Annotated in this window: 21 protein-coding genes; 9 read left to right on the forward strand and 12 right to left on the reverse strand. The window is 70.3% G+C overall.

Going from position 1 to position 20,158, the window contains the following annotated elements; genetic code table 11:
• Nucleotides 1-14 precede the first annotated feature (14 nt).
• The 4 genes from CES90_RS07040 (at nucleotide 15) to CES90_RS07055 (ending at nucleotide 4,664) form a co-directional block, all read left to right on the forward strand.
• Complete coding sequence (locus tag CES90_RS07040) at nucleotides 15-992, forward strand: glycosyltransferase family 2 protein (protein ID WP_189782350.1); 978 nt, start codon at nucleotides 15-17, stop codon at nucleotides 990-992.
• Nucleotides 989-2,323, forward strand: a complete 1,335-nt coding sequence (locus tag CES90_RS07045; RefSeq protein WP_189782349.1) for an alpha-2,8-polysialyltransferase family protein — start codon at nucleotides 989-991, stop codon at nucleotides 2,321-2,323. Before CES90_RS07040 ends, CES90_RS07045 begins: the two co-directional genes overlap by 4 nt.
• 7 nt (nucleotides 2,324-2,330) lie before the next feature.
• Complete coding sequence (locus tag CES90_RS07050) at nucleotides 2,331-3,500, forward strand: acyltransferase family protein (protein WP_189782348.1); 1,170 nt, start codon at nucleotides 2,331-2,333, stop codon at nucleotides 3,498-3,500.
• 201 nt (nucleotides 3,501-3,701) lie between these two features.
• Nucleotides 3,702-4,664 carry a class I SAM-dependent methyltransferase gene (locus CES90_RS07055; RefSeq protein WP_189782347.1) on the forward strand — a complete coding sequence of 321 codons (963 nt, stop codon included), beginning with the start codon at nucleotides 3,702-3,704 and terminating at the stop codon, nucleotides 4,662-4,664.
• A gap of 11 nt (nucleotides 4,665-4,675) precedes the next feature.
• On the opposite strand, the gene leuE is transcribed toward CES90_RS07055, so the two are convergent.
• From leuE to CES90_RS07070, 3 genes are all read right to left on the reverse strand, one after another.
• Nucleotides 4,676-5,329: a leucine efflux protein LeuE gene (gene leuE / locus CES90_RS07060; protein ID WP_189782346.1), complete on the reverse strand. Its 654-nt coding sequence runs from the start codon at nucleotides 5,327-5,329 to the stop codon at nucleotides 4,676-4,678.
• 45 nt (nucleotides 5,330-5,374) lie between these two features.
• Nucleotides 5,375-5,758 (reverse strand): Uma2 family endonuclease, encoded by a 384-nt coding sequence (locus tag CES90_RS07065; protein WP_308437849.1) that lies wholly within the window; start codon nucleotides 5,756-5,758, stop codon nucleotides 5,375-5,377.
• Between the two features lie 221 nt (nucleotides 5,759-5,979).
• Nucleotides 5,980-7,560, reverse strand: coding sequence for an acyl-CoA mutase large subunit family protein (locus tag CES90_RS07070; RefSeq protein ID WP_189782436.1), 1,581 nt, complete (start codon nucleotides 7,558-7,560; stop codon nucleotides 5,980-5,982).
• A gap of 194 nt (nucleotides 7,561-7,754) precedes the next feature.
• On the opposite strand from CES90_RS07070, the gene CES90_RS07075 reads away from it, so the two are divergent.
• Nucleotides 7,755-8,636, forward strand: coding sequence for a L,D-transpeptidase family protein (locus CES90_RS07075; RefSeq protein ID WP_189782345.1), 882 nt, complete (start codon nucleotides 7,755-7,757; stop codon nucleotides 8,634-8,636).
• A gap of 314 nt (nucleotides 8,637-8,950) precedes the next feature.
• On the opposite strand, the gene CES90_RS07080 is transcribed toward CES90_RS07075, so the two are convergent.
• The 4 genes from CES90_RS07080 to CES90_RS07095 form a co-directional block, all read right to left on the reverse strand.
• Nucleotides 8,951-10,087 (reverse strand): hypothetical protein, encoded by a 1,137-nt coding sequence (locus CES90_RS07080; protein WP_189782344.1) that lies wholly within the window; start codon nucleotides 10,085-10,087, stop codon nucleotides 8,951-8,953.
• The gene (locus CES90_RS07085; RefSeq protein WP_189782343.1) at nucleotides 10,087-10,773 is read right to left on the reverse strand and encodes an RNA polymerase sigma factor; all 687 of its coding nucleotides are present in this window, start codon (nucleotides 10,771-10,773) and stop codon (nucleotides 10,087-10,089) included. Before CES90_RS07085 ends, CES90_RS07080 begins: the two co-directional genes overlap by 1 nt.
• Before the next feature lie 380 nt (nucleotides 10,774-11,153).
• On the reverse strand, nucleotides 11,154-12,008 hold the full coding sequence (locus tag CES90_RS07090; protein ID WP_189782342.1) for a hypothetical protein: 855 nt from the start codon (nucleotides 12,006-12,008) through the stop codon (nucleotides 11,154-11,156).
• The gene (locus tag CES90_RS07095; protein WP_189782341.1) at nucleotides 12,005-12,622 is read right to left on the reverse strand and encodes an RNA polymerase sigma factor; all 618 of its coding nucleotides are present in this window, start codon (nucleotides 12,620-12,622) and stop codon (nucleotides 12,005-12,007) included. The genes CES90_RS07090 and CES90_RS07095 overlap by 4 nt, the downstream gene beginning before the upstream one ends.
• Nucleotides 12,623-12,821: 199 nt before the next feature.
• Here CES90_RS07095 and CES90_RS07100 point away from each other — a divergent pair, with 199 nt between their 5' ends.
• Entirely contained in the window at nucleotides 12,822-13,244 is a 423-nt protein-coding gene (locus tag CES90_RS07100; RefSeq protein ID WP_189782340.1) for a hypothetical protein, read from the forward strand.
• A 525-nt stretch (nucleotides 13,245-13,769) separates the two neighbouring features.
• Here the strand turns inward: CES90_RS07100 and CES90_RS07105 are convergent.
• From CES90_RS07105 to CES90_RS07125, 5 genes are all read right to left on the reverse strand, one after another.
• The gene (locus CES90_RS07105; protein ID WP_229913742.1) at nucleotides 13,770-14,123 is read right to left on the reverse strand and encodes a hypothetical protein; all 354 of its coding nucleotides are present in this window, start codon (nucleotides 14,121-14,123) and stop codon (nucleotides 13,770-13,772) included.
• 211 nt (nucleotides 14,124-14,334) lie between these two features.
• Nucleotides 14,335-14,925, reverse strand: coding sequence for a hypothetical protein (locus CES90_RS07110; protein ID WP_189782339.1), 591 nt, complete (start codon nucleotides 14,923-14,925; stop codon nucleotides 14,335-14,337).
• Nucleotides 14,926-14,978: 53 nt separating this feature from the next.
• The gene (locus tag CES90_RS07115; protein ID WP_189782338.1) at nucleotides 14,979-15,488 is read right to left on the reverse strand and encodes a hypothetical protein; all 510 of its coding nucleotides are present in this window, start codon (nucleotides 15,486-15,488) and stop codon (nucleotides 14,979-14,981) included.
• A 75-nt stretch (nucleotides 15,489-15,563) separates the two neighbouring features.
• A complete protein-coding gene (locus tag CES90_RS07120; RefSeq protein ID WP_189782337.1) occupies nucleotides 15,564-16,373 on the reverse strand; it encodes a DUF4328 domain-containing protein in 810 nt (269 codons plus the stop codon).
• 127 nt (nucleotides 16,374-16,500) lie between these two features.
• Complete coding sequence (locus tag CES90_RS07125; RefSeq protein WP_373313309.1) at nucleotides 16,501-18,153, reverse strand: beta-N-acetylhexosaminidase; 1,653 nt, start codon at nucleotides 18,151-18,153, stop codon at nucleotides 16,501-16,503.
• Nucleotides 18,154-18,326: 173 nt separating this feature from the next.
• Here CES90_RS07125 and CES90_RS07130 point away from each other — a divergent pair, with 173 nt between their 5' ends.
• From CES90_RS07130 to CES90_RS07140, 3 genes are all read left to right on the forward strand, one after another.
• Nucleotides 18,327-18,956, forward strand: a complete 630-nt coding sequence (locus CES90_RS07130) for a 2-oxo-4-hydroxy-4-carboxy-5-ureidoimidazoline decarboxylase (RefSeq protein WP_189782336.1) — start codon at nucleotides 18,327-18,329, stop codon at nucleotides 18,954-18,956.
• Nucleotides 18,957-19,272: 316 nt separating this feature from the next.
• Entirely contained in the window at nucleotides 19,273-19,653 is a 381-nt protein-coding gene (gene sdhC, locus CES90_RS07135) for a succinate dehydrogenase, cytochrome b556 subunit (protein ID WP_189782335.1), read from the forward strand.
• A gap of 5 nt (nucleotides 19,654-19,658) precedes the next feature.
• The gene (locus CES90_RS07140) at nucleotides 19,659-20,150 is read left to right on the forward strand and encodes a succinate dehydrogenase hydrophobic membrane anchor subunit (RefSeq protein WP_208921408.1); all 492 of its coding nucleotides are present in this window, start codon (nucleotides 19,659-19,661) and stop codon (nucleotides 20,148-20,150) included.
• Nucleotides 20,151-20,158 lie beyond the last annotated feature (8 nt).

Below are 20,158 nucleotides of genomic sequence, written 5' to 3' on the forward strand. Positions count from 1 at the left end.
CCTAACCTGATTGCGTGGTCAAGCTCTCCGTCATCGTGCCGTTCTACAACGTGCAGCAATACGCGCCAGACACTCTGAAGAGCCTCGGCGCCAACGCGCGTGAGGACTTCGAATTCATCCTCGTCGACGACTGCTCGCGCGACGAGACACCGGACGTTCTCGCGCGCGCGGAGCGCGAGCTGCCAGGCGCGGTGTATGTCAGACACGAGCAGAACGGAGGGCTGGCGACCGCGCGCAACACGGGCATCGACAACGCGCGTGGCGAGTACCTGACGTTCCTCGACGGGGACGACTGGCTCGCCCCCGGTTACTTCCCCAAACTCCTGTCCGCCATCGAGGAGTTGGGCTGCGACTTCGTGCGCACGGACCATGTCCAGTGCACCGGGCGGGCCCGCTCGATCCACCGCGTCCCCAACGGGCGGCGGGGCGTCGTGATGAATCCGCGCGACGCGATCCTGCCCGCCGACCGCTCCACCTCCGTCGACTACGCGTACGCCTGGGCGGGCATCTACCACCGCCGGCTGGTCGACAAGGGGGTGCTGCACTTCACGCACGGGCTGCGCACGGCGGAGGACCGGCCGTGGATCTGGAAGCTGCACCGGGAGGCGGAGTCCTTCGCGACCGTGGGCCTGCTGGGCGTGTACTACCGCCGCGGTGTCGCGTCGTCGCTCACGCAGATCGGTGACGTGCGGCAGCTCGATTTCATTCGCGCATTCGACCAGGTCATCGCGGAAACGGCGCAGGACCGGGACGCGGACAAACTTCTCCCCAAGGCCGTGCGCACTTACTGCGCGATTATCTCCCACCATTTGGGATCCATCGAAAGGTTCGAGCCGGCGGTGGCACGCAAACTGAAGTCGATGAGCGCGGTCGCGCTGCGCAGAATGCCGCAGGACGTGCTCGACGAGGCCCTCGACTCCATGGACGTCCAGCGCGCCACGCGGCTGCGCCGGCTGCGCCGCCGTCCCGCCGGAGCGGGGGTCGCCGCGTGACCACGCAGATCTTCATGGCGTCCACGCTGTACGGCACGGCCACGCTGGCCGCCGCCCTGGACACCGAGTGCTTCCGCCCCGCCTCCCGGCGCATCCTGCTGATCTCCAACAACGCGGCGACGCCCGAGACGGCCCCCGCCCTGGACGAGATGCCCGGCTTCGAGCAGCTGCGCAGTCGCTTCGACGACGTGATCTCCTGGAACGAGACCATCTCGCCGTTCCACCCGGGGGGCTGGTCCCCCCGCATGGACGATGTCGTCCTCTGGGAGCGGTATCTGCGGCTGCTGTGGAACCTGGGCGACGACGACGTCGAGCTGGCCGTGGAGTCCATCCAGGTCCACCCGGCGCTCGGCTTCACCCAGATCTTCACCGGCGCGCCCGTGACCGTGTACGCGGACGGCCTGATGAGCTACGGCCCCACCCGCAACAAGATCGACCCGCTGGTGGGAACGCGTATCGACCGGTTGCTGCACTTGGACCTGGTCCCGGGCCTGAAGCCCCTCCTCCTCACCGAGTTCGGCGTCGGGGCGGAGATCGTGCCGACGGACGCCTTCGTGAAGGTGCTGGCGGAGCTGGTCGAGACCGGTGACACGCTGCCCGCCATCGAGGAGCCCGCGCTGCTGCTCGGCCAGTACCTCTCCGCGCTCGGCATCCTCACCGCCGAGGAGGAGGAAGACCTCCATGTACGGATGCTCAAGGGCGCGGTGGCGCTCGGGCACACCAAGGTCGTGTTCAAGCCGCACCCCAGCGCCCCGGCTCGCTGGTCGCGCGGGCTGGAGAAGGAGGCGGAGCGACTCGGCGCCGATCTGACGGTGCTCGACACGCCGGTCCTCGCCGAGGTCCTCTACCAGCGGATGCGTCCCGCGCTGGTCGTCGGCTGCTTCTCCACGGCCCTGCTCACCGCCTCCGCGCTGTACGGTCTGCCGGTCGCCCGCGTCGGCACCTCCACCCTGCTGGACCGGCTCGCGCCGTACGAGAACAGCAACCGGGTGCCCGTCACCGTCGTGGACGCGCTGCTGCCGGAGCTGGGCGACAAGGCCGCGGTGGCCTCGCAGAAGCCGGGCCTGTCCGTGGCGGACCTCAACCGCCTGGTGCGGGCGGTGGGGTACGCGATGCAGTCGAAGATCTACCCGTCGCTGCGGGCGGAGGCCGAGTCGTACCTGACGAAGAGCCTGAACGCGCACACCCTGCGCTACTTCAAGCGCCGCCGTCTCACCTCGCTGGGCCTGCCCGGCGGCATCCCGGTCCAGCTCGCGTTCATCCCGCGCAACGCCACCGTACGAAGAGTCGCCCGCCGGGCCCGGTCCCTCAAGCGAGCCACTCTGGGGTGAGCCCCGAGTGACCGCGAAAAGCACCACGCTTCCGAAGCTCTCACCGGAGGCGAGCGCCACCACCCGTACCACCGCTTCCGCGACGCCGACGGTGCGCGGCACCGGCCGCTCCGGCCGTCCCGCACCGCGGCTGCGCGCCCTCGACGGTCTGCGGCTCCTCGCCGCCCTGTCCGTCGCGGCTTACCACTACGGAGGCCGCGACGGGGAGATCGGCAAGGCCTGGGGCACCTCACCGGCGGTCCAGTTCCCGACCGCCCACACCTGGTTCGCCTACGGCTGGGCCGGCGTCCAGGCCTTCTTCGTGATCAGTGGCTTCGTCATCTGCGCCAGCGGCTGGGGCCGTTCGGTCCAGTCGTTCTTCGCCTCCCGCGCGGCCCGGCTGCTGCCGGCGTACTGGGCGGCGGTGATCCTCGTCGCGGCGGTCTTCGCCCTGCCGGGCATCGCCTTCGCCCGGGTGTCGTCCAGCGAGTTCCTGGTCAACCTCACGATGCTCCAGATGCCGCTCGGCGCGGACCGCGTCCTGGGCGTGTGCTGGACGTTGTGGGCCGAGGTCCGCTTCTACGTCCTGTTCGCGCTGTGCGTGGTCGTTCCCGGGGTCACCCGCAGACGGGTGATCTGGTTCTGCGGCGGCTGGACCCTCGCCGCGACGCTGGCCGGGGCGTCCAAGGAGCCGCTCGTGCAGATGGTCCTGATGCCGGAGTACGCGTCCCTGTTCATCGGCGGCATCGGCCTCTACCTCGTGCACCGGGACCGCCGGGACACCGCCGCCTGGCTGATCGTGGTCTTCAGCCTGCTGCTGAGCCAGTACCACACGGTCCAGGAGATCTGGCACGCGCCGAACGACGACTTCTTCTCCTACCGCCCCCAGCTCGCCATCGTCCTCGCCGTCACCGTCGGTTTCGTGGCCGTCGGCGCGGTCGCGCTCGGCTGGCTGGACCGGGTGAACTGGCCCTGGCTGACCACCGCGGGCGCCCTGACCTACCCCTTCTACCTTGTGCACGAACACCTGGGCTGGCCCGTCGTGCAGATCCTGCACCAGCGCCTCGGAATCCCGTCGTCCCTCACACTCGCGCTCACCGTCGCGGTGATGCTTCTGCTCGCCTGGCTGCTGCACCACGGCGTGGAACGGCCGCTGGGCCCGCTACTACGCAAGTCGCTTGATCAGAAGCGATCTTGATGACACGTCAGGTAACGCAAGCCACTCGAAGGACGCCGGAGATGAACCGAGAATTGGCCGACTGTTCACCCATGAACAAGTTTTTACATCCCCAGGTGGACAGAGTACGGAGAGTCCTTGACCCGACCATAGGCATCTCATAGGTTCCTGAGCCCCGTTCGTCTGTTCGCCTCGCCCACGCCAGAGAGCCCTCTTTTTCTCATGAGCACTGAGACCACTGCGCACGGCACGACCAAGCTGCCCCAGGTACTCGACGACGTACCAGGGTGGTTCCCCGTTCTCGACCAGTTGCTCTTCGACTGGGTCCTGACCCGGCAGGAGGACGCGGGCGACAGAGGCGATCTCCTCGAAGTCGGCGTCTACATGGGCAAGAGCGCGATCTTCCTGGGGAACCATCTCCAGGAGGGCGAGGCCTACACCGTGTGCGACCTCTTCGAGAGCGACGCGCCGGACGACGCCAACGCGGCGGAGGCGAACAAGTCGTACCGCAGCACGCTGACCCGGCGGGCGTTCGAGGCGAACTACCTCTCCTTCCACGACGAGCTGCCCCGCGTACTGCAGGGGCCCAGCTCGATCGTCCCCGGCGAGGTCAAGCCGCGCTCCTGCCGCTTCGTGCACATCGACGCCTCGCACCTCTACGAGCACGTCTACGGAGACATCACCGCCGCCCAGGACATCCTGCTCCCGGGCGGCATCGTCGTCCTCGACGACTTCCGCTCGGAGCACACCCCCGGCGTCTCCATCGCCGCCTGGGAGGCCGTGCTCAACCGGGGCCTCAACCCCATCTGCATCAGCACCCAGAAGCTCTACGGCACCTGGGGCGACGCCGAGCCCATCCAGGACGCCCTCCTGGAGATGATCGGGCAGCGTGACGACTGCCACCTCAGCAACCAGCAGGCCGCCGGGCACCGCATCATCCGCCTCAAGTCCAAGGGCATGAAGGCTCCGGCCTTCCCGAACTCCCGCCACTGGACGGCACCGGAGCCCAAGCCGGCCCCTCAACCGAAGCCGACCCCGGCTGCCGCGGCCCCGAAGCCCCAGCCCCGTCCGGCCAAGCCCCCGAGGAGCGCGGCCCGCCGCCTCGCGGTGGACCTGCTCCCGCCGGTGGTGACCCGGGCGATCGTACGAGCGAAGGCGAACAAGCGGGCGGCCGCCAACAAGTAAGGCCGATGCCCCTAGGCACTCGCCAGGGACAACTTCACCGCGAAGCCCAGGAACAGCGCCCCCGCCGCCGAGGTGGCTCCCGCCGAGAGCCGCTTCCGGCGGCGGAAGGCGGCGGCCAGCTTGGTGCCGCCGAATATCAGCGCGCTCAGGTACAGGAAACTCGCGAGCTGCGCGAAGGCGCCGAGGACGACGAAGGAAAGGGCCGGGTAGGCGTACCCCGGGTCGACGAACTGCACGAAGAAGGCGACGAAGAACAGGATCGCCTTCGGGTTCAGCAGGCTGATGACGAACGCCCGCCGGAACGGCCGCTCCTCCTGGTCGGCCCCGTCACCGGCCCCGTCCTCGGCCGTCCGCTCATGCCGGTTCCGCCACATTCCCCAGGCGGCCCGCAGCATCCCCACCGCCAGCCACGACAGATATCCGGCACCGGCATACTTCACGATCCCGAACAACACGGCGTTCGCTTGGAGCAGCGAGGCGACCCCGGCGGCGGAGAGCGTCATCAGGACGGTGTCCCCGCACCAGACACCCGCCGCGCCCCGGTACCCGGCCCGTATCCCGCGCCGGGCGGCGACGGAGAGGACGTACAGCGAGTTGGGGCCGGGCAGGAGAACGATCAGGACGAGGCCCACGAGATAGGTCGGGAGATCGACGACACCGAGCATGGAAGGGAGTGTCGCACGGAGGTACGACATTCCGATTTCGGACGGTCAGTCGTCGCCGTCGAGGAGGGTGTCCACGGAGAGGTCGAGGGTGATACCGACGGACTCCGGGACCGGGACGGTTTCGCCTCGCTTGTAGCGGACTGGGTCGGGGTACTTGCCGTCGACCGCGTTCTGATAGAGGAGGACCTCGTCATGTTTGCGGTCGGCGATGAGGTAGGCGGGGATGTTGGCCCGGGCGTAGATATCGACCTTGGTGGCCGTGTCGTTCGTCCAGTTGGAGGATGTCACCTCCAACACGAGGTGGAAGACATGCGGCGCGTAGCAGTTCTTCTCGACCAACGCGTCCCTGTAGTCCGCGTCGACAAGCGAGAAGTCCGGCACGGCGTAGTCATCCGGCCCAGTAGGGAGCCACAGGCCGATGCCCGTCACGTACTTGAGCCCAGCCTTCCTGGCCTTGATCAAATGCTCCCGTGAGGATTTCCACCCGGTGCCCAGGCAGCTCCTCCCAGAGCCAGGTCGGCAGCGTCGGCAAGCGACGACTCGTGCAGCATCACAGCCGCAGCACCCTCCTTTCGGGAACACTCTCCACGAGCGTAGCCGGGGACGTACCCTTTCCGCCCTCGATCACCCATTCGAGGGAATCACCCAGCTCAGAAGGTATCCGAGGGAACGTACGCCCCCCAGACCTCCCGCAACGCATTGCACACCTCACCCACAGTCGCCCTGGCCCGCAACGCATCCTTCATCGGATACAGCACGTTGTCCTCCCCCTCCGCCGCCTTCCTCAGCGCGTCCAGGGCGGAGTCCACCGCCGCCTGGTCCCGCTCCGCCCGCAGCTTCGCGAGCCGCTCCGCCTGCTGGGCCTCGATGGCGGGGGCCACCCGCAGCGGCTCGTACGGGTCCTCCTCGTCGAGTTGGAAGCGGTTGACGCCGACGACCACGCGCTCGCCGGAGTCGGTCTCCTGGGCGATCCGGTACGCGCTGTGCTCGATCTCGCTCTTCTGGAAGCCGTGCTCGATGGCGGACACCGCGCCCCCGAGGTCCTCGACCTTCCGCATGAGCTCCAGCGCGGCCGTCTCCACCTCGTCCGTCATCCGCTCGATGGCGTAGGAGCCGGCGAAGGGGTCGACCGTCGCGGTCACGTCCGTCTCGTAGGCGAGGACCTGCTGCGTCCGCAGGGCGAGCCGCGCGCTCTTGTCCGTCGGGAGCGCGATCGCCTCGTCGAAGGAGTTGGTGTGCAGGGACTGGGTGCCGCCCAGCACCGCCGCCAGGCCCTGGACGGCGACCCGGACCAGGTTCACCTCGGGCTGCTGGGCTGTCAGCTGGACGCCCGCCGTCTGGGTGTGGAAGCGCAGCATCAGGGATTTCGGGTTCTTCGCGCCGAACTCGTCCCTCATCACCCGGGCCCAGATACGCCGCGCCGCGCGGAACTTGGCGACCTCTTCGAGAATCGTCGTACGGGCCACGAAGAAGAAGGAGAGGCGGGGCGCGAAGTCGTCCACGTCCATGCCCGCCGCGACCGCCGTACGGACGTACTCGATGCCGTCCGCGAGGGTGAAGGCGATCTCCTGCGCGGGCGAGGCACCCGCCTCGGCCATGTGGTAGCCGGAGATCGAGATCGTGTTCCACTTGGGGATCTCGGCCTTGCAGTACTTGAAGATGTCCGCGATCAGCCTCAGGGAGGGCTTCGGCGGGAAGATGTACGTGCCGCGCGCGATGTACTCCTTCAACACGTCGTTCTGGATCGTGCCCGTCAGCCTGTCCGCGCCGACGCCCTGTTCCTCGGCGACCAGTTGGTACAGCAGGAGCAGCAGAGCCGCCGGGGCGTTGATCGTCATCGACGTCGACACCTTGTCCAGCGGGATGCCGTCGAACAGCACCCGCATGTCGTCGACCGAGTCGATCGCCACGCCCACCTTGCCGACCTCGCCGTGCGCGATGGGCGCGTCCGAGTCGTGCCCCATCTGGGTCGGCAGGTCGAAGGCGACCGACAGACCCATCGTGCCGTTGGCGATGAGCTGCTTGTAGCGCGCGTTGGACTCCACGGCCGTACCGAAACCGGCGTACTGGCGCATGGTCCAGGGGCGGCCGGTGTACATCGACGGGTAGACACCACGGGTGAAGGGGTACGCGCCCGGCTCACCCAGCTTGTCCGCCGGATTCCAGCCCTCCAGTGCGTCCGGCCCGTACACCGGCTCGATGGGCAGTCCGGACTCCGACTCGCGCGCCATGGTGTGTGCCTCCGCGTTGCTCGACGACTCGTTGTTACTCACCGGTAGACGACCCTCGCGACGGACTGTAGCGGCGGCCGTACGCCGGATGGAGAGCCCCACGCTGGGACCTTGCTCACAACGATGCCCCTTTGTTCGCGACGGGTCACTCCCGGGAAACCTGGAGGAGGACGACTGAGACGACGGGGGAACCGATGCGTACCAAGGACATGCGGAGATCGGTGGCCGCACTCGCGGCACTCGTCGTGGCCGGCGGCTGCACGGCCCAGGTGATGGACGTGAAGAGCGGCCAGCGGCAGCCGGTGCGCATCGAGACGGCGGCCCCGCCCGGCGACAGCGACCCGAGGCAGGACGACGGCGACAAGGCCGCCGGTGACGAGGGCGGCGGCGAGCAGGCGCCCACGAGAACGGCGCCGCCCAGCGCCTCCCCCTCCCCGACACCGCCCAAGGTCCTCTGGTCCCGCGGCGACGAGGGGCTCGACGTACGCGAACTCCAGGCCCGGCTCCGGCAGGTCGCCTGGCTCTACGTGGGCCCCACAGGCACGTACGACGATCTGACCGTCCAGGCGGTCAAGGGGTTCCAGGGCAAGCGAGGGCTGCCGAGGACCGGGCAGACGGACAGCGTCACCTGGGCGCGGCTGCTGAACATGACGCGGGAGCCGGGCAAGTGGGACCTGTACGCGTACGGCGGCCAGCCGGCCGCGGCACCGGACCCGCGCTGTATGACGGGCCGGGTGCTGTGCATCAGCAAGACGAGCCGCACCCTGCGCTGGATGGTGGACGGCAGAACGCTGACGACGGTCGAGGTGCGCTTCGGCTCGCAGTACACGCCCACCCGCGAGGGCGTCTTCCACGTCTACTTCAAGTCCCGCGACCACTGGTCGACCCTGTACGACACCGCCATGCCGTACGCGATGTTCTTCAGCGGCGGCCAAGCCGTCCACTACTCCTCCGACTTCGCGGCCCGCGGCTACTACGGGGCCTCGCACGGCTGCGTCAACGTCCGCGACGAGGCGGCGATCGCGAATCTGTTCGCGCAGGTCAGGAACGGGGACAAGGTCGTCGTCTCTTGGTGACGCACACCCAGGGGGCGAGGGAGGGTGACGTGCGTCACACGGCGCATAGATGGCGGGCGCCGGACGCGTCATAGGAGGTGCGAGGTCACGGGGGACCACGGGGGAATCACGGGGGATACGGGGCGCGGGCGGGACCGGGGGAACGTGTCCCGCCCGCGCCAAGGTGCACGAGCCGTAGGTACGGGGGGAACCCCGGCTCAGTGCGACGGCCGATGACCAGTCGGCTCACTCATTACTGCGCTATGAGGGCCGAAAGTGTTACCCGCTGCGGCAAAAAAATCTGGACGGATCCGAAACGGATACGAAAGCGCAGGTCAGAGCCGATCTGTGCCGGTGACCTCGGTCAGGACGCCACCCTGGCCACGGTGGTCGTTGCCACCGCTGCCGCCGCTGCCCTTCCCTTTGCCCTTGCCGTCGCCCTTGCCCTTGCCGTTGCCGTTGCCGTTGCCGTCGTCCGAGTCGCCCTCGTCGTCGTCATCGGGGTCGAGCCCGGACCGCGTGTCCTTCTCGCCGCCGCCCGAGGAACCGGCGGAGTCGGACGTACCGGAATCCCCGCCCGTGCCCGTGCCCGGCGGGTACCGCGTGCCGGGGTTCTCGCGGCCGGCGAGGAGTCCGTCGCAGTACCTCTTCAGGTGCTCGGTGCCCTTGCCGCCCGCCGCGTCCTCCAGGCCGCGCCGACGGTCGGTGTCCAGGCCCTTGCCGTCGCGTACGTCGCGGCATGCGGAGACCACGCCGTTCCACCACTCCCGGGAGAAGCCCCGGTTCTGCCCCGAGGCGTCGGGCTCGCCGTCCTCGTCGGTGCCGTCGTCGCCACCCGAGTCGCCCTCGCCGTCCTGTGCCGAACCGCCCAGGGTGTCCTGGGGCGTCGGCTCGCCCCGCGCCTCGTCGTTGCCGTCGCCCTCCGCCTGCGGGTCACTCGGTGAGGGCGACAGGAACGGCCGGTCGGGCTCGGCGGCGGAGATGGAGACGGAGGGTTCCGGTTCGTCGTCGGGGAACGGACTCGGCAGTGCGCCCGTGCCGAAGGCCACGGGGACCCCGCCGAGCATCCCGGCCGCCAGCGCCGCGGCCAGCCCGTACCGCACCGGTCGGCCCCAACGGGCCCTGCCGCCCTCGGCCTCGGTCCGACCGAGGCGTACGAGTCCGGCGTCGGCGACAGCCGCCGAGGCGTGCGTACGACTGCCGCGATCGAGCGCGTCGGCCACGCCCTCCTGGCCCGAGCGGGCCGCGCGAGCCGTACGCGCCGAGCGGAAGGCGGCCAACGCGGCTTCCTCGCCCGGGAGTTCGGCACTCGGTGAGGACGCCGGTGACGCCTCGGCGGCCAGTGCGCCGAGCACCCCGGCAAGCCGGTCGGCCTGGGCACGGGTGTCGGCGTCGACGGCTTCGAGCGGCTCACCACCCAGCAGCCGCTCCGCGGCATCGCGGTTCAGCCACCTGTACTGCTCGTCGGCCATCACATGTCCTTCTGCGTCCGCGGACGCATATGCGTCACACCCGCGGACGTAGCCGCGCGTGTACGCGGTTCTCTCGGTGGGGGTACGGCGTCCAGCGTCTCGCCGGATTCCGGATCGGCCTCCGAGGCCACCTCCGGATTCTCCCCGATCAGCTCCGCGAGCCGCTTCAGGCCCCGGTGCGCGGCGGTCCGTACGGCGCCCGCGCGCTTGCCCAGCGTCTCCGCGGCGGTCTTGGCGTCGAGGCCGACCACGACCCGCAGGACCACGGCCTCCGCCTGGTCCTGCGGCAGCTGGGCTATGAGCGACAGCGTGCGGTCGGTGGCAAGGGCCTCCATCGCCTCGCCCGCCGTGTCGGACTCGGCAGGCTTGCCGGTGAGCTCGGTCTCGTCGCCGCCTATCGCGGGGCGGCGGCCGCGCATGCGTATGTGATCGAGAGCACGGTTGCGGGCGATCCGGGCCGCCCAGCCCCGGAACCGGTCGGCGTCACCGCTGAACCGCTCCAGGTCACGGGCTATCTGCAGCCAGGCCTCGGAGGTGACGTCCTCCGCGTCCGGATCGCCGACCAGCGTCCGTACGTATCCGAGCAGCCGCGGGTGCACGGCGCGGTACACAGTCCGGAAGGCGGTCTCGTTCCCGTCCTGTGCCGCAAGCACCGCGGCGGTCAGCTCCGCGTCGTCCCCCAGCACCCGCGCGCCCTTCTTTGCGCCTGAACCGGCGCCGCTTTCGCGGACCGGGTTCTCGCCGTCGTGGTTCCTCAATCAATGGTTGCGGTCTCAACCCTCACCGGTAGTCAAGCAGTGGACGTCGTCCGCGATCCGGCGCGAATGGCACGTTACGGCCTGAAACCTCTGCTCGTCCACGTCCGTAGAACATGCAACTAACCCGTGATGCGGAGGGGTGTGACAGAAAACGCAGGCGCGGCGCTGTAGGTAGTACGGGTCGCCGCGCGGCCCGTGCCGCGCGACGGTCGGGGCCTCTCCTGTGGGGGGTGGCGGCCCCGACCGTTGCCATCGGCGGAGTCGGCCGGGTGTCTTGCGAGTACGGGGGTCTTGCGAGCACGCCGGCCTTACTTCTTCTCCGGCCGCGTTGCCTCGGCGTCCTTGGCGGCCTTGGTTTGCTCGGCTTCCGTGTGTGGCGTGTGCGGGGGGTTGCCCGGACGTCCAGCCTTGTCCGGCTTCTGCTCCGCGCCTTCCCTGCCTTCCGCACTTCGCGCCCGGCGCTCGGCCTTGCCTCTGTCCTCGGCCGGGTTCTCGTGCTTCTTCCCGGTGTCCGGGTCGGTCTTCGCGTCGGTCTTCGCGTCAGTCTTCCCGTCGGTCTTCCCGTCGGTCTTCCCGTCGCTGTCCCCGGCCTTCGGGGGACGCTCATCCGCGGGCCGGTCCGTGCCCAGGTGGTCCGTGTCGCCGGGCGGGACGGGGACCTCGTACGACGTCCCGGTGCGCCGGTCCCGCTCGCCGTGTCCGTCCCCGTCGCCGCTGCCGTTGTCGTCGCGTGCGGCCGAGCCGATCGCCGCGAAGGCGACTCCGCCGAGGGTCAGGCTGGCCAGCAGGACGGCCAGGGTGGTGCGCATCGAGAGCAGGACGCGGCGCCGCGCGTTGGGGCGCCAGTCGTCGCGGCGCCGAGTGCGCGCGGTGCGCTTGCCCTGTGCCCGGGCCTCGCGGAAGGCGGCGACGGCACGGGCCTCGCCCTCACTGTGGGCCTCGGGACGGCCGCGTACGGCGGCGGCGAGGAGAGCGTCGATGGAGGGAACGTGGGCGGAGAGGGCGTCGCTCGTGGCCCGGTGGCCGTCCCTGCCCCGGCCGTGGCCGTCCTGTCGTTCGCCCATGTCCGTCTCCGCCCTGCCCGACGGCATCTCGCGCCCTTCGCTGTCGCCGTGCTTCGCGTGGCTGTTGCAGCAGCGACGGCCGCCGCCGCTGCCGTTCATCCCGACTCCCCCAGCGTCTGGGGGTCGTCATCCGTCACACCCTCGGTACGGAGCAGCTGGGCCAGTCTTTTCAGTCCCCGGTGGGTGGCGGTACGGACCGCGCCCGGGCGTTTGGCGAGGACTCGGGCGGCGGCAGGGCCGTCCAGGCCCACGACGACACGCAGCAGGACGGCCTCGGCCTGTTCACGGGGCAGCCTCGCGATCAGGCCGAGGGCCCGCTCCGTGGAGAGGGTCTCCAGGGCCTGGTCGTGGGTGCTGTGGGTGCCGGGCAGTTCCAGCAGGTCGTTCTCCAGGGCGGTCGCCCGGGGCCTGACCTTCTGGCGCCGCAGATGGTCCAGGGCCCGGTGCCGGGCGATCGTCGCGGTCCAGCCCCGGAAGCCGGCCCCGTCGCCCTTGAACCGCCCGAGGTCCCGCGCTATCTCCAGCCAGGCGTCCGAGGCGACGTCCTCCGCGTCGTCCCCGACGATGCCGCGCAGATACCCCAGCAGCCCGGGCTGCACGAGCCGGTACGCCACCGCGAACGCGGCCTCGTCCCCGTCCTGGGCCCGCGCGACGGCCACGCCCAGTTCCCCGTCGTACGCCTGCACGCGGCGAGGTTCCCCTGCCTGGCCCAAGAGCTGTCCTAGTCCGTACCGAGATCGCGTTGCCGGGACCCGCCCCGACCGTCGCCAGGCCCCCACGGTCATCTGCGTCGCGCCTCGCGGAAGTGTCACAGAGCGTCGAGCGATCAACACCGAAGATCACCCGGAAGGGGGATCCTTGCCCCTTCCGTGACATGAGCCACACGGGGGCCATGCGTACAACACGCTGAGTGTGAAGCGGAGGGCGTGGCTGACGCCGGGTGCCGTCGTGGCGGGCAGCGCGGGCGTCGTGTCGTACGCCGCGGCCGGGCCCCAGGACGGGACGGGCACGTTCCACAGCCGGACCCAGCGGCCGGTGGAGGTGCACGACCTGGCGATGACAGGCGACGGCGGACGAACCCTGGCGCGCACCGGCACCGAGCCCTTCTCCCTCGTCGACGTCTCCTGGACCGGCGCCACCACCGAACTCGACGGGACGGCGCAGGTGCGGACCCGCAGCGCCGCGACCGGCGAGTGGAGCGGCTGGCGGACTCTGGAAACCGAGGGCACGCGGGAGTCGTCGGAGCCGCTCTGGGTCGGCCTCGGCGACGGCGCCGAGGCGCGGCTGATCGCCGCCGACGGGGTCGTCGACCGCCGGGGTGCCGAAGGGACTTGAGGTCCATCTGGTCGACCCCGGGGTGACGGCGGCAGAGGCGCGGTACCGAGGGCTCGACAGCGGGGGCACGAGCAACGGTGGTCCCGGCGCCACGCGCATGAGCAACGCGGCCTACGCGGCAGACCCATTGACCAGCCCATTGACCAGCCCGGTGGCCAGCCCGGTGGCCGTGCCCCCAGCCCTCTCCCCTCCACCGTCACCCGCCCTCCGATCGTCAGCTGTGCCGAGTCCCCGGCCCTGATCCGCGCGCTCATGGCGTACGACATCGAGACGGCCGGGCTCGGCGACCTCGGCCACAACCTCCTCGTGCGGCCTCACGCAACTGGCCACGTCGACGGGCGCCCGCCTTGGCCAACTCGTGACCCCGTAGCCCCCCGGGTTTTCGCCACAAGCACCGACCGGACCGAGCTCTCAGGCGAAGGGGGGTCGAAGGGGCGCAGCCCCTGGGGATGATGGGGTCCCCCCGCTCGAGCGAAGCCGAGAGTGGGGAAGGGTAGGGGCGGCGGGGGCGAGAAAAATCCGAGGTCAGCCGGAGGCCATCGCATCGCGGCACAGCAACCGCAGGGACCCGTCACCGGCGAAGCAACGCCGCGCCTCCTCGAAGGGATCCCACAGCCGCCCGTCCCAGGTCCGCACCCAGTGCGCCCCCTGCGCCTCGACCCACTCGCCCCCGGCCCACCGCACCACCACTTCACCCCCGTACGCGCCGAACCCCCGCAACACCGTCTCCACGGCGGCGTACGGCGTCCCTTCCTGCCGTATCTCCTCGATCATCCGATCCACCCGCCACAGACTCTCCGCCGAGTAGTCGAGGCGCACCCGCGCCCCCTCCCGCATCATCGCCACGGCATCCGCGGCCCACCGCACGGGCTTGGCCACGTGCCCGGACCGATTCCCGAAGCCGCGCTGAGAACTGACGGAACTGACGGAACTGAATGTCTGTTGTGCGCTCACACTCGGAAGAGCGCCCGCCGCTCAAGGGATGTCACACGATTCCGCCGCGTCCCCGACACCGGTGCAGGACCACCACACCCGCCCCCAGGACACCCACAGGACCCGCTCAGGAAACGAGGTTTACGCCGCAGCCCCGCTAACCCCGCCGAGCCCGCCGCGACACAACCGCCCGCAGCACCCGCCGTCCCTCCGTCGACACACTGAGCGCCTGCCGGACACCCACCGCGCCATGCTCCGCGAGCAGCTCCAACACCACGACCTGACGCCGAAGTTCGGCAGAGACGAGGTGGCCCACCCCCTCGGTGCGGCCCTCCCGACAGGCCCCCACGGTCTCGGCGCCCCCCTTGTCCAACGGATCGAGCAGCTGATGAATCCGCAGCGCGGCGACGGAACACACCTCCGCCCACTCCCGCAACCCGTCGACGGACCGCTCATCGGGAACGGCATCGAGCATCCGCCGGGCGAGCACGACGACTTCCCCGTCCTCGCCGGAAGACTCAGCAGAAGACTCAGCGGAACCGGAAGGCGGAGCGGCGGCCTCCAGCTCACCCCGCACCTTCACCACCCGCTCCCCCCAGTCCACCCCGTCGTCCACCAGACCGGCCCACAGCGGCCGCAGAACCTCGTCGTCGCCCCCGAGAAGCGGCACGCAACGGTCCAAACAAGCCAACCCGCTTGCCGTCAGACCGCGTTCGTCGGCCTGGGCGATCAGCTCCACCAGGCTCATCACGCCTCCCTCGATCTCGCTCGAACGTTACTGCGTGCGACGGCCCGGCCGTGTCACAGAGGCACGACCCCGAGCCGGTCGAGCAACCGGAAGAGGATGTTTTCAGCCAAGGGGTCCGCCGGTCCAGGGTCCGAGGTCAGTACGTCCACCAACGGCTGCTCGGCGACGACCCGCCCCGCCTCCGCCGCCCAGGAGACGGCCCGCTCGGCGGCGTCACGGGGTTCGAGGAAGTAGTCCTCGACGTCGCCCCCGAGGTACTCGGCCATGGCTCCCCGCGCGAGACAGGTGGTCCACGCCCCGCTCTCGGGCCCGGCGGCCTCGACGACCACACAGTCGCTGCCCATGACGTATCCGAACAACGCGGGCGCCCCGGTCTCCAGGGCAAGGGTGTTCATGTTCCCGACGCCCCGGGCGTCCTCGTCGCCGCTCGGGTACTCCCACACCTGCCACCCGCCCGCCGCCGACGTACGCAACCGCATGCCTCCGGCCGCCCCGGCCAACGCGTCCAGTTCCGCGAGCGGCCGCTCACTTCTGCCCACGACGTAGTACCCCCAGTACCCCATGCCGGGAATACACCACACCCGCACGGCAGTCCGCCCCCGGAATCGCGCAGTCCGCCCGGTCGTGCGGAGACGGACTCACACCGAAACGGGCTCCGGCGCACGCGGCCCACTCCTGGCCTTGTCGTCCTGCATGCGGGTGAGGGCCAGCACGAAGAGGGCCGCGAAGACGGCGGCCACGATCTCCAGCGTGTCCGCGAACAGCATGCGCTCGGCGGCCGACCGGTACTCCTCGACTGTCTCCGCCAAGATGTACGTCCGGTCCCCGAACTCCCCCGCGACCAAGCTGAGCAGCCACAGCGTCCACCAGATGTTGACGAGGGCGTGCGACCTGGGCTTGTCCCAAGGGCTGCTCGCGTCCCAGCAGTCGATCGCGATCCGGCGTGGGAACCACAGGCTCACGACCGGCACGAACCAGCCCCCGATCGCCCAGCCCCGCTTCTTCCGGTGCCCGAACGGCTGGAACACCTCGGCGTTGACCCGCACCCGGTGGAACCAGATCAGGAAGACGACGATCGTGGCGATGTAGGTGACCGTCTGGAGGAGACCGGCCAGGACGACGAGCCCGTCGGCGCGGTCGGAGTCGTCCGCGAGGGCCGCGCTCCAGCCGTCGTCCGCCACGCGGCCCATCACATCGAGGAGCGCGAGGTCCGCCCACACCGAGACCAGGTCGGCGACGGCGACCGCCCCGAGCAGGATCGCCACCGCCCGCCCGAGCCCCACCGGTGACCGCAGCCAGGCCGGGGGAACCATGGGCATGCCCGCGGCCAAGGGCGGGGCCTGCGGCAGGGCCCGGCCCACGTCCGGATGCAGATCCTCGGCCTCGCAGGCCCGGCACAGTGCTCCTCCGGGCGCCGACTCGAACTGCCGGCACCGCGTGCAGGTCATGAAGGTCCCCCCGTGTGGTCGAATCCGAGCCCGACTCTCCCCAGAACCTCACGCTCGGCAAGCGGAATCAGGCGGAACATACGGTGCACCCGCCCCGCGCGTCCACCCGATTCCCCACCCGGGAAGCTCAGCTCACCCGCCCCGCCAGCTCCCGGAACTCCGCCCAGGACATCCCCGGCTTCGCCGGATCCCACAGCTTCTGCGACAGCGCCCGCAGCGGCATGCGCACACCGGCGGCCACCTGCGCCTCGGTCTGTCGGTCGGCGAGGTCGCACCAGACGGCGAAGACGCCGCCGAGGATCTGGTCGTCGTAACTCGCGGAGACCGCGGTCGTGCCGCGCAGCACCCGTGGGGTCCACGACTCGTAGATGCGCTGCCCGGTCGGGTAGAAGAACTGGTTCGGCTCGCCGAGGACGTAGTACAGGAACTCGTCGTTGTAGTTGACGACCTGCCGCCCGGCGCTCAGATACTCGACCGGCGGCCGGGCCCCGATCTCCTTACCGGTCCAGTACGCGACCTGGATCGCCTTGTCCGCCTGGACCGACCCGCCCCGGAAGAACCCGTCGTTCCAGGCCCGCACGGTCCGGTCGTGGCCCCGCATCACCGCGGCCCGGTCGTTCAGCCAGCCGGTCGCCAGGTCCTCGACGGTCGCGCCGGCGCCGTACTTCTGCCGCGCGGCGGCGGCCAGCTGCGGATACGACGCCTCGGGGTTCGACACCATCAGCGCCCGGTACTCGTCGGCGCCGAGGTGCCAGTAGCGGCCGTCGAACAGCTCGGCGTACTCGTTCAGCAGGTCGTCGACGACCTCGGCGGCCTGCGGCTTGGAGATGTCGACGGCCCCGCGCGCGGCCACGCCCTGCGCGTTCACCAGCTGCAACCCCGGGTTGCCGGCGATCACCGCCCCCAGATGTCCGGGCGAGTCGATCTCGGGTACGACCTCGATGTGCCGGCTCTCCGCGAGGGCCAGGATGTCCTTCACCTGGGCCTTGGTCAGATGCTGCTGCGACACCACCTCGGGGTGGCTCGTGGACTCGATGCGGAAGCCCTGGTCGTCGGAGAAGTGCAGGCCGAGCTGGTTGTACTTCAGGTCGCCCAGCTCGCGTATGCGGTCCTCGATCCAGCCCGCCGTGAAGTGCTTGCGGGCGATGTCGAGCATGAACCCGCGCTGCGGCTTGGCCGGCTCGTCCCGTACGACACCCTCCGGCGCCGTACCGCCGCCGCGCACCTCCTGCTTCAGGGTGCGGGTCCCGTAGAAGACGCCCGCCTCGGTGGGCGCGGCTATCCGCACCCGGCCGTCCTTCACCGTCAGCGTGTACGCCTCCGACCCGGACCGCCCCGACCCGGTGAGCGCCAGCTCGACGTCCCCGTCCCGGGGCGCCACCTCGCCGGCGTACGCCAGGCCCAGCTCCTCAGCGGTCAGCCGTCCCTCGTCGGCCAGCGCCTTGTTCCCGACGACGACCCTGGCCCCGTCGGAGGGCTTCCAGCCGGGGCCCCGGGCGGCCTCGTGCTGCCGTACGGCCGGAATGGTCTGCGGCTTCCGCGACAGCGGGTACGTGCGCGAGGGCGACGGAGACGGGGAGGGGGAACCTGCGGAGTCCCTCACGTAGGACCGCGACTCCGACGGCTGCGACCCGCTCGGCGCCCGGGTGTCACCGCCCGGCCAGACGGTCACGGCCACGGCGACCGCCCCACCCGCGAGGGCGACACCCGTGCCGAGAAGCAACCCCTTCGAGGTGATCGCCGTCTTCCCACGGGGCGCCCGGCGCCGCCCACGGTTCACGAGGCGCTCCCGGCCCCGGTCAGCATCCGCCACATCTCAAGCACCCTTCCTCGCGTCCCCTGCTCTCCCGCACCCCCCTCTTCGAACTTACGACGTCCCACCGCCCGCCCCGTCCACCACAGGTGCCGAAACTCTCCCGTTCGGGTGAATTTCGGGCATCGAACAGACAGCACATGACCCGCCTCGATAACGTGGTAACCCCTCTCGCACCACCCGCCTTGCCTACCCCTACGCACCGCCGAGGACCCACGCTGCCTCCGCACCGTCTCCCGCACCTCCCCGGCCAGGTCGCCATACCGGAGCAGGTCCGCACCCCGAACGCCACGGCCCTGGAGCACTTCAACCACGCCCCCGCCGAGGCCGTCGAACAGACCCTCCTCACCTGCCTCCGCAGCCTCCGCTGGTCCCACCGCCTCACGGCCCACCGCCCCTACCCCGACCTCGACGCCCTACTCGCCGCCTCCGACGAGGCCGCGTACGACCTGACGCCCGCCGACCTGGCCGAGGCCCTCGCCGGCGAATCCCTCCCGGCCCTCCCGGCGGACACCTACGAAGTGGCCCACACAGCCCTGAACGCCGCCCACGCCGCCTACGAGGCCCGCTTCGGCCACGTATTCGTGATCGCCGTGGACGACGTCCCTCCGTCCGAACTCCTCGACCGGGCCCTGGAGGGCATCAGGTCACGATTGGCGAACGACCCCGAGGAGGAGCGAACAGTGGCGGCGGAGCAACTACGCCGCCTGGCCAGAGAACGTCTGACCAGCCTGCTGGGTACCTTTTCAGCCGCGGATCAACACCACTGAAGGGGCGCGGGGCTGTGACATCTGCGGCTCCGCCGCGATGGGGGTCCCCCCGGTCGAGCGAAGCCGAGACTGGGGGAGCGACCAGCCACAACGAACCCGCACCCGGCAACGAACCAGGCACCCCCACCCCAGTAGCCGCCCCGCACTAGCCCTTACGCGCACCTTTGCATGCCAGTTTGATCACACCCCCATACCCGGCTTAAGCCAAGCGCAGCGACGTGGCTACCATGGCCGGGGCCGGTGGACCGTACCCGGCCGGGTCAGACCGACACAGAAAGCCGGCCGGCCCCAATCCCCGCTCCCGGAGGGTTCTTCCGTGCCGGCTGGAACGCTGTACCGCGGCCGGGAAGGAATGTGGTCCTGGGTGGCTCACCGAGTCACCGGCGTCCTCATCTTCTTCTTCCTGTTCGTACACGTGCTGGACACCGCTCTCGTCCGTGTCTCCCCCGAGGCCTACGACAACGTCGTGGCCACGTACAAGACGCCGATCGTCGCTCTGCTGGAGTACGGCCTCGTGGCCGCCATCCTCTTCCATGCGCTGAACGGCCTTCGGGTCATCGCCGTCGACTTCTGGTCGAACGGCCCGCGCCACCAGAAGACGATGCTCTGGGCCGTCGTCGGCGTCTGGGTCGTGCTGATGGCCGGGGCTCTGTACCCCGTCCTCGGCCACGCCGCTCGTGAAGTCTTCGGGGGATGATGCAGATGTCCACCACTGAAACCACCGCATCCGGCATCGGCCCCGTGGAGGGCGCCGGCGAGCTGTCGGGCTACAGCCCCGAGAACCCGGCTCCGCTCATCGAGCCGCCGCGCAAGCGGACGAAGAAGACCCCGAAGGCGACCCGCGGCAACTTCGAGATGGTCGCGTGGCTGTTCATGCGACTGTCCGGCATCGTCCTGGTCGTCCTGGTCATCGGCCACCTGCTCATCCAGCTCGTCCTCGACGGCGGCGTCTCCAAGATCGGCTTCGCGTTCGTCGCGGGCCGCTGGGCGTCCCCGTTCTGGCAGGTCTGGGACCTGCTGATGCTGTGGCTCGCGATGCTGCACGGCGCCAACGGCCTGCGCACGGTCATCAACGACTACGCGGAGCGCGCGAGCACCCGGCTGTGGCTCAAGGGCCTGCTCTACACCGCCACGGTGTTCACCATCCTGCTGGGCACGCTGGTGATCTTCACCTTCGACCCGAACATCCGCTAGGCACGGGG

This window comes from Streptomyces capitiformicae (assembly GCF_002214185.1).
GTDB lineage: Bacteria > Actinomycetota > Actinomycetes > Streptomycetales > Streptomycetaceae > Streptomyces > Streptomyces capitiformicae.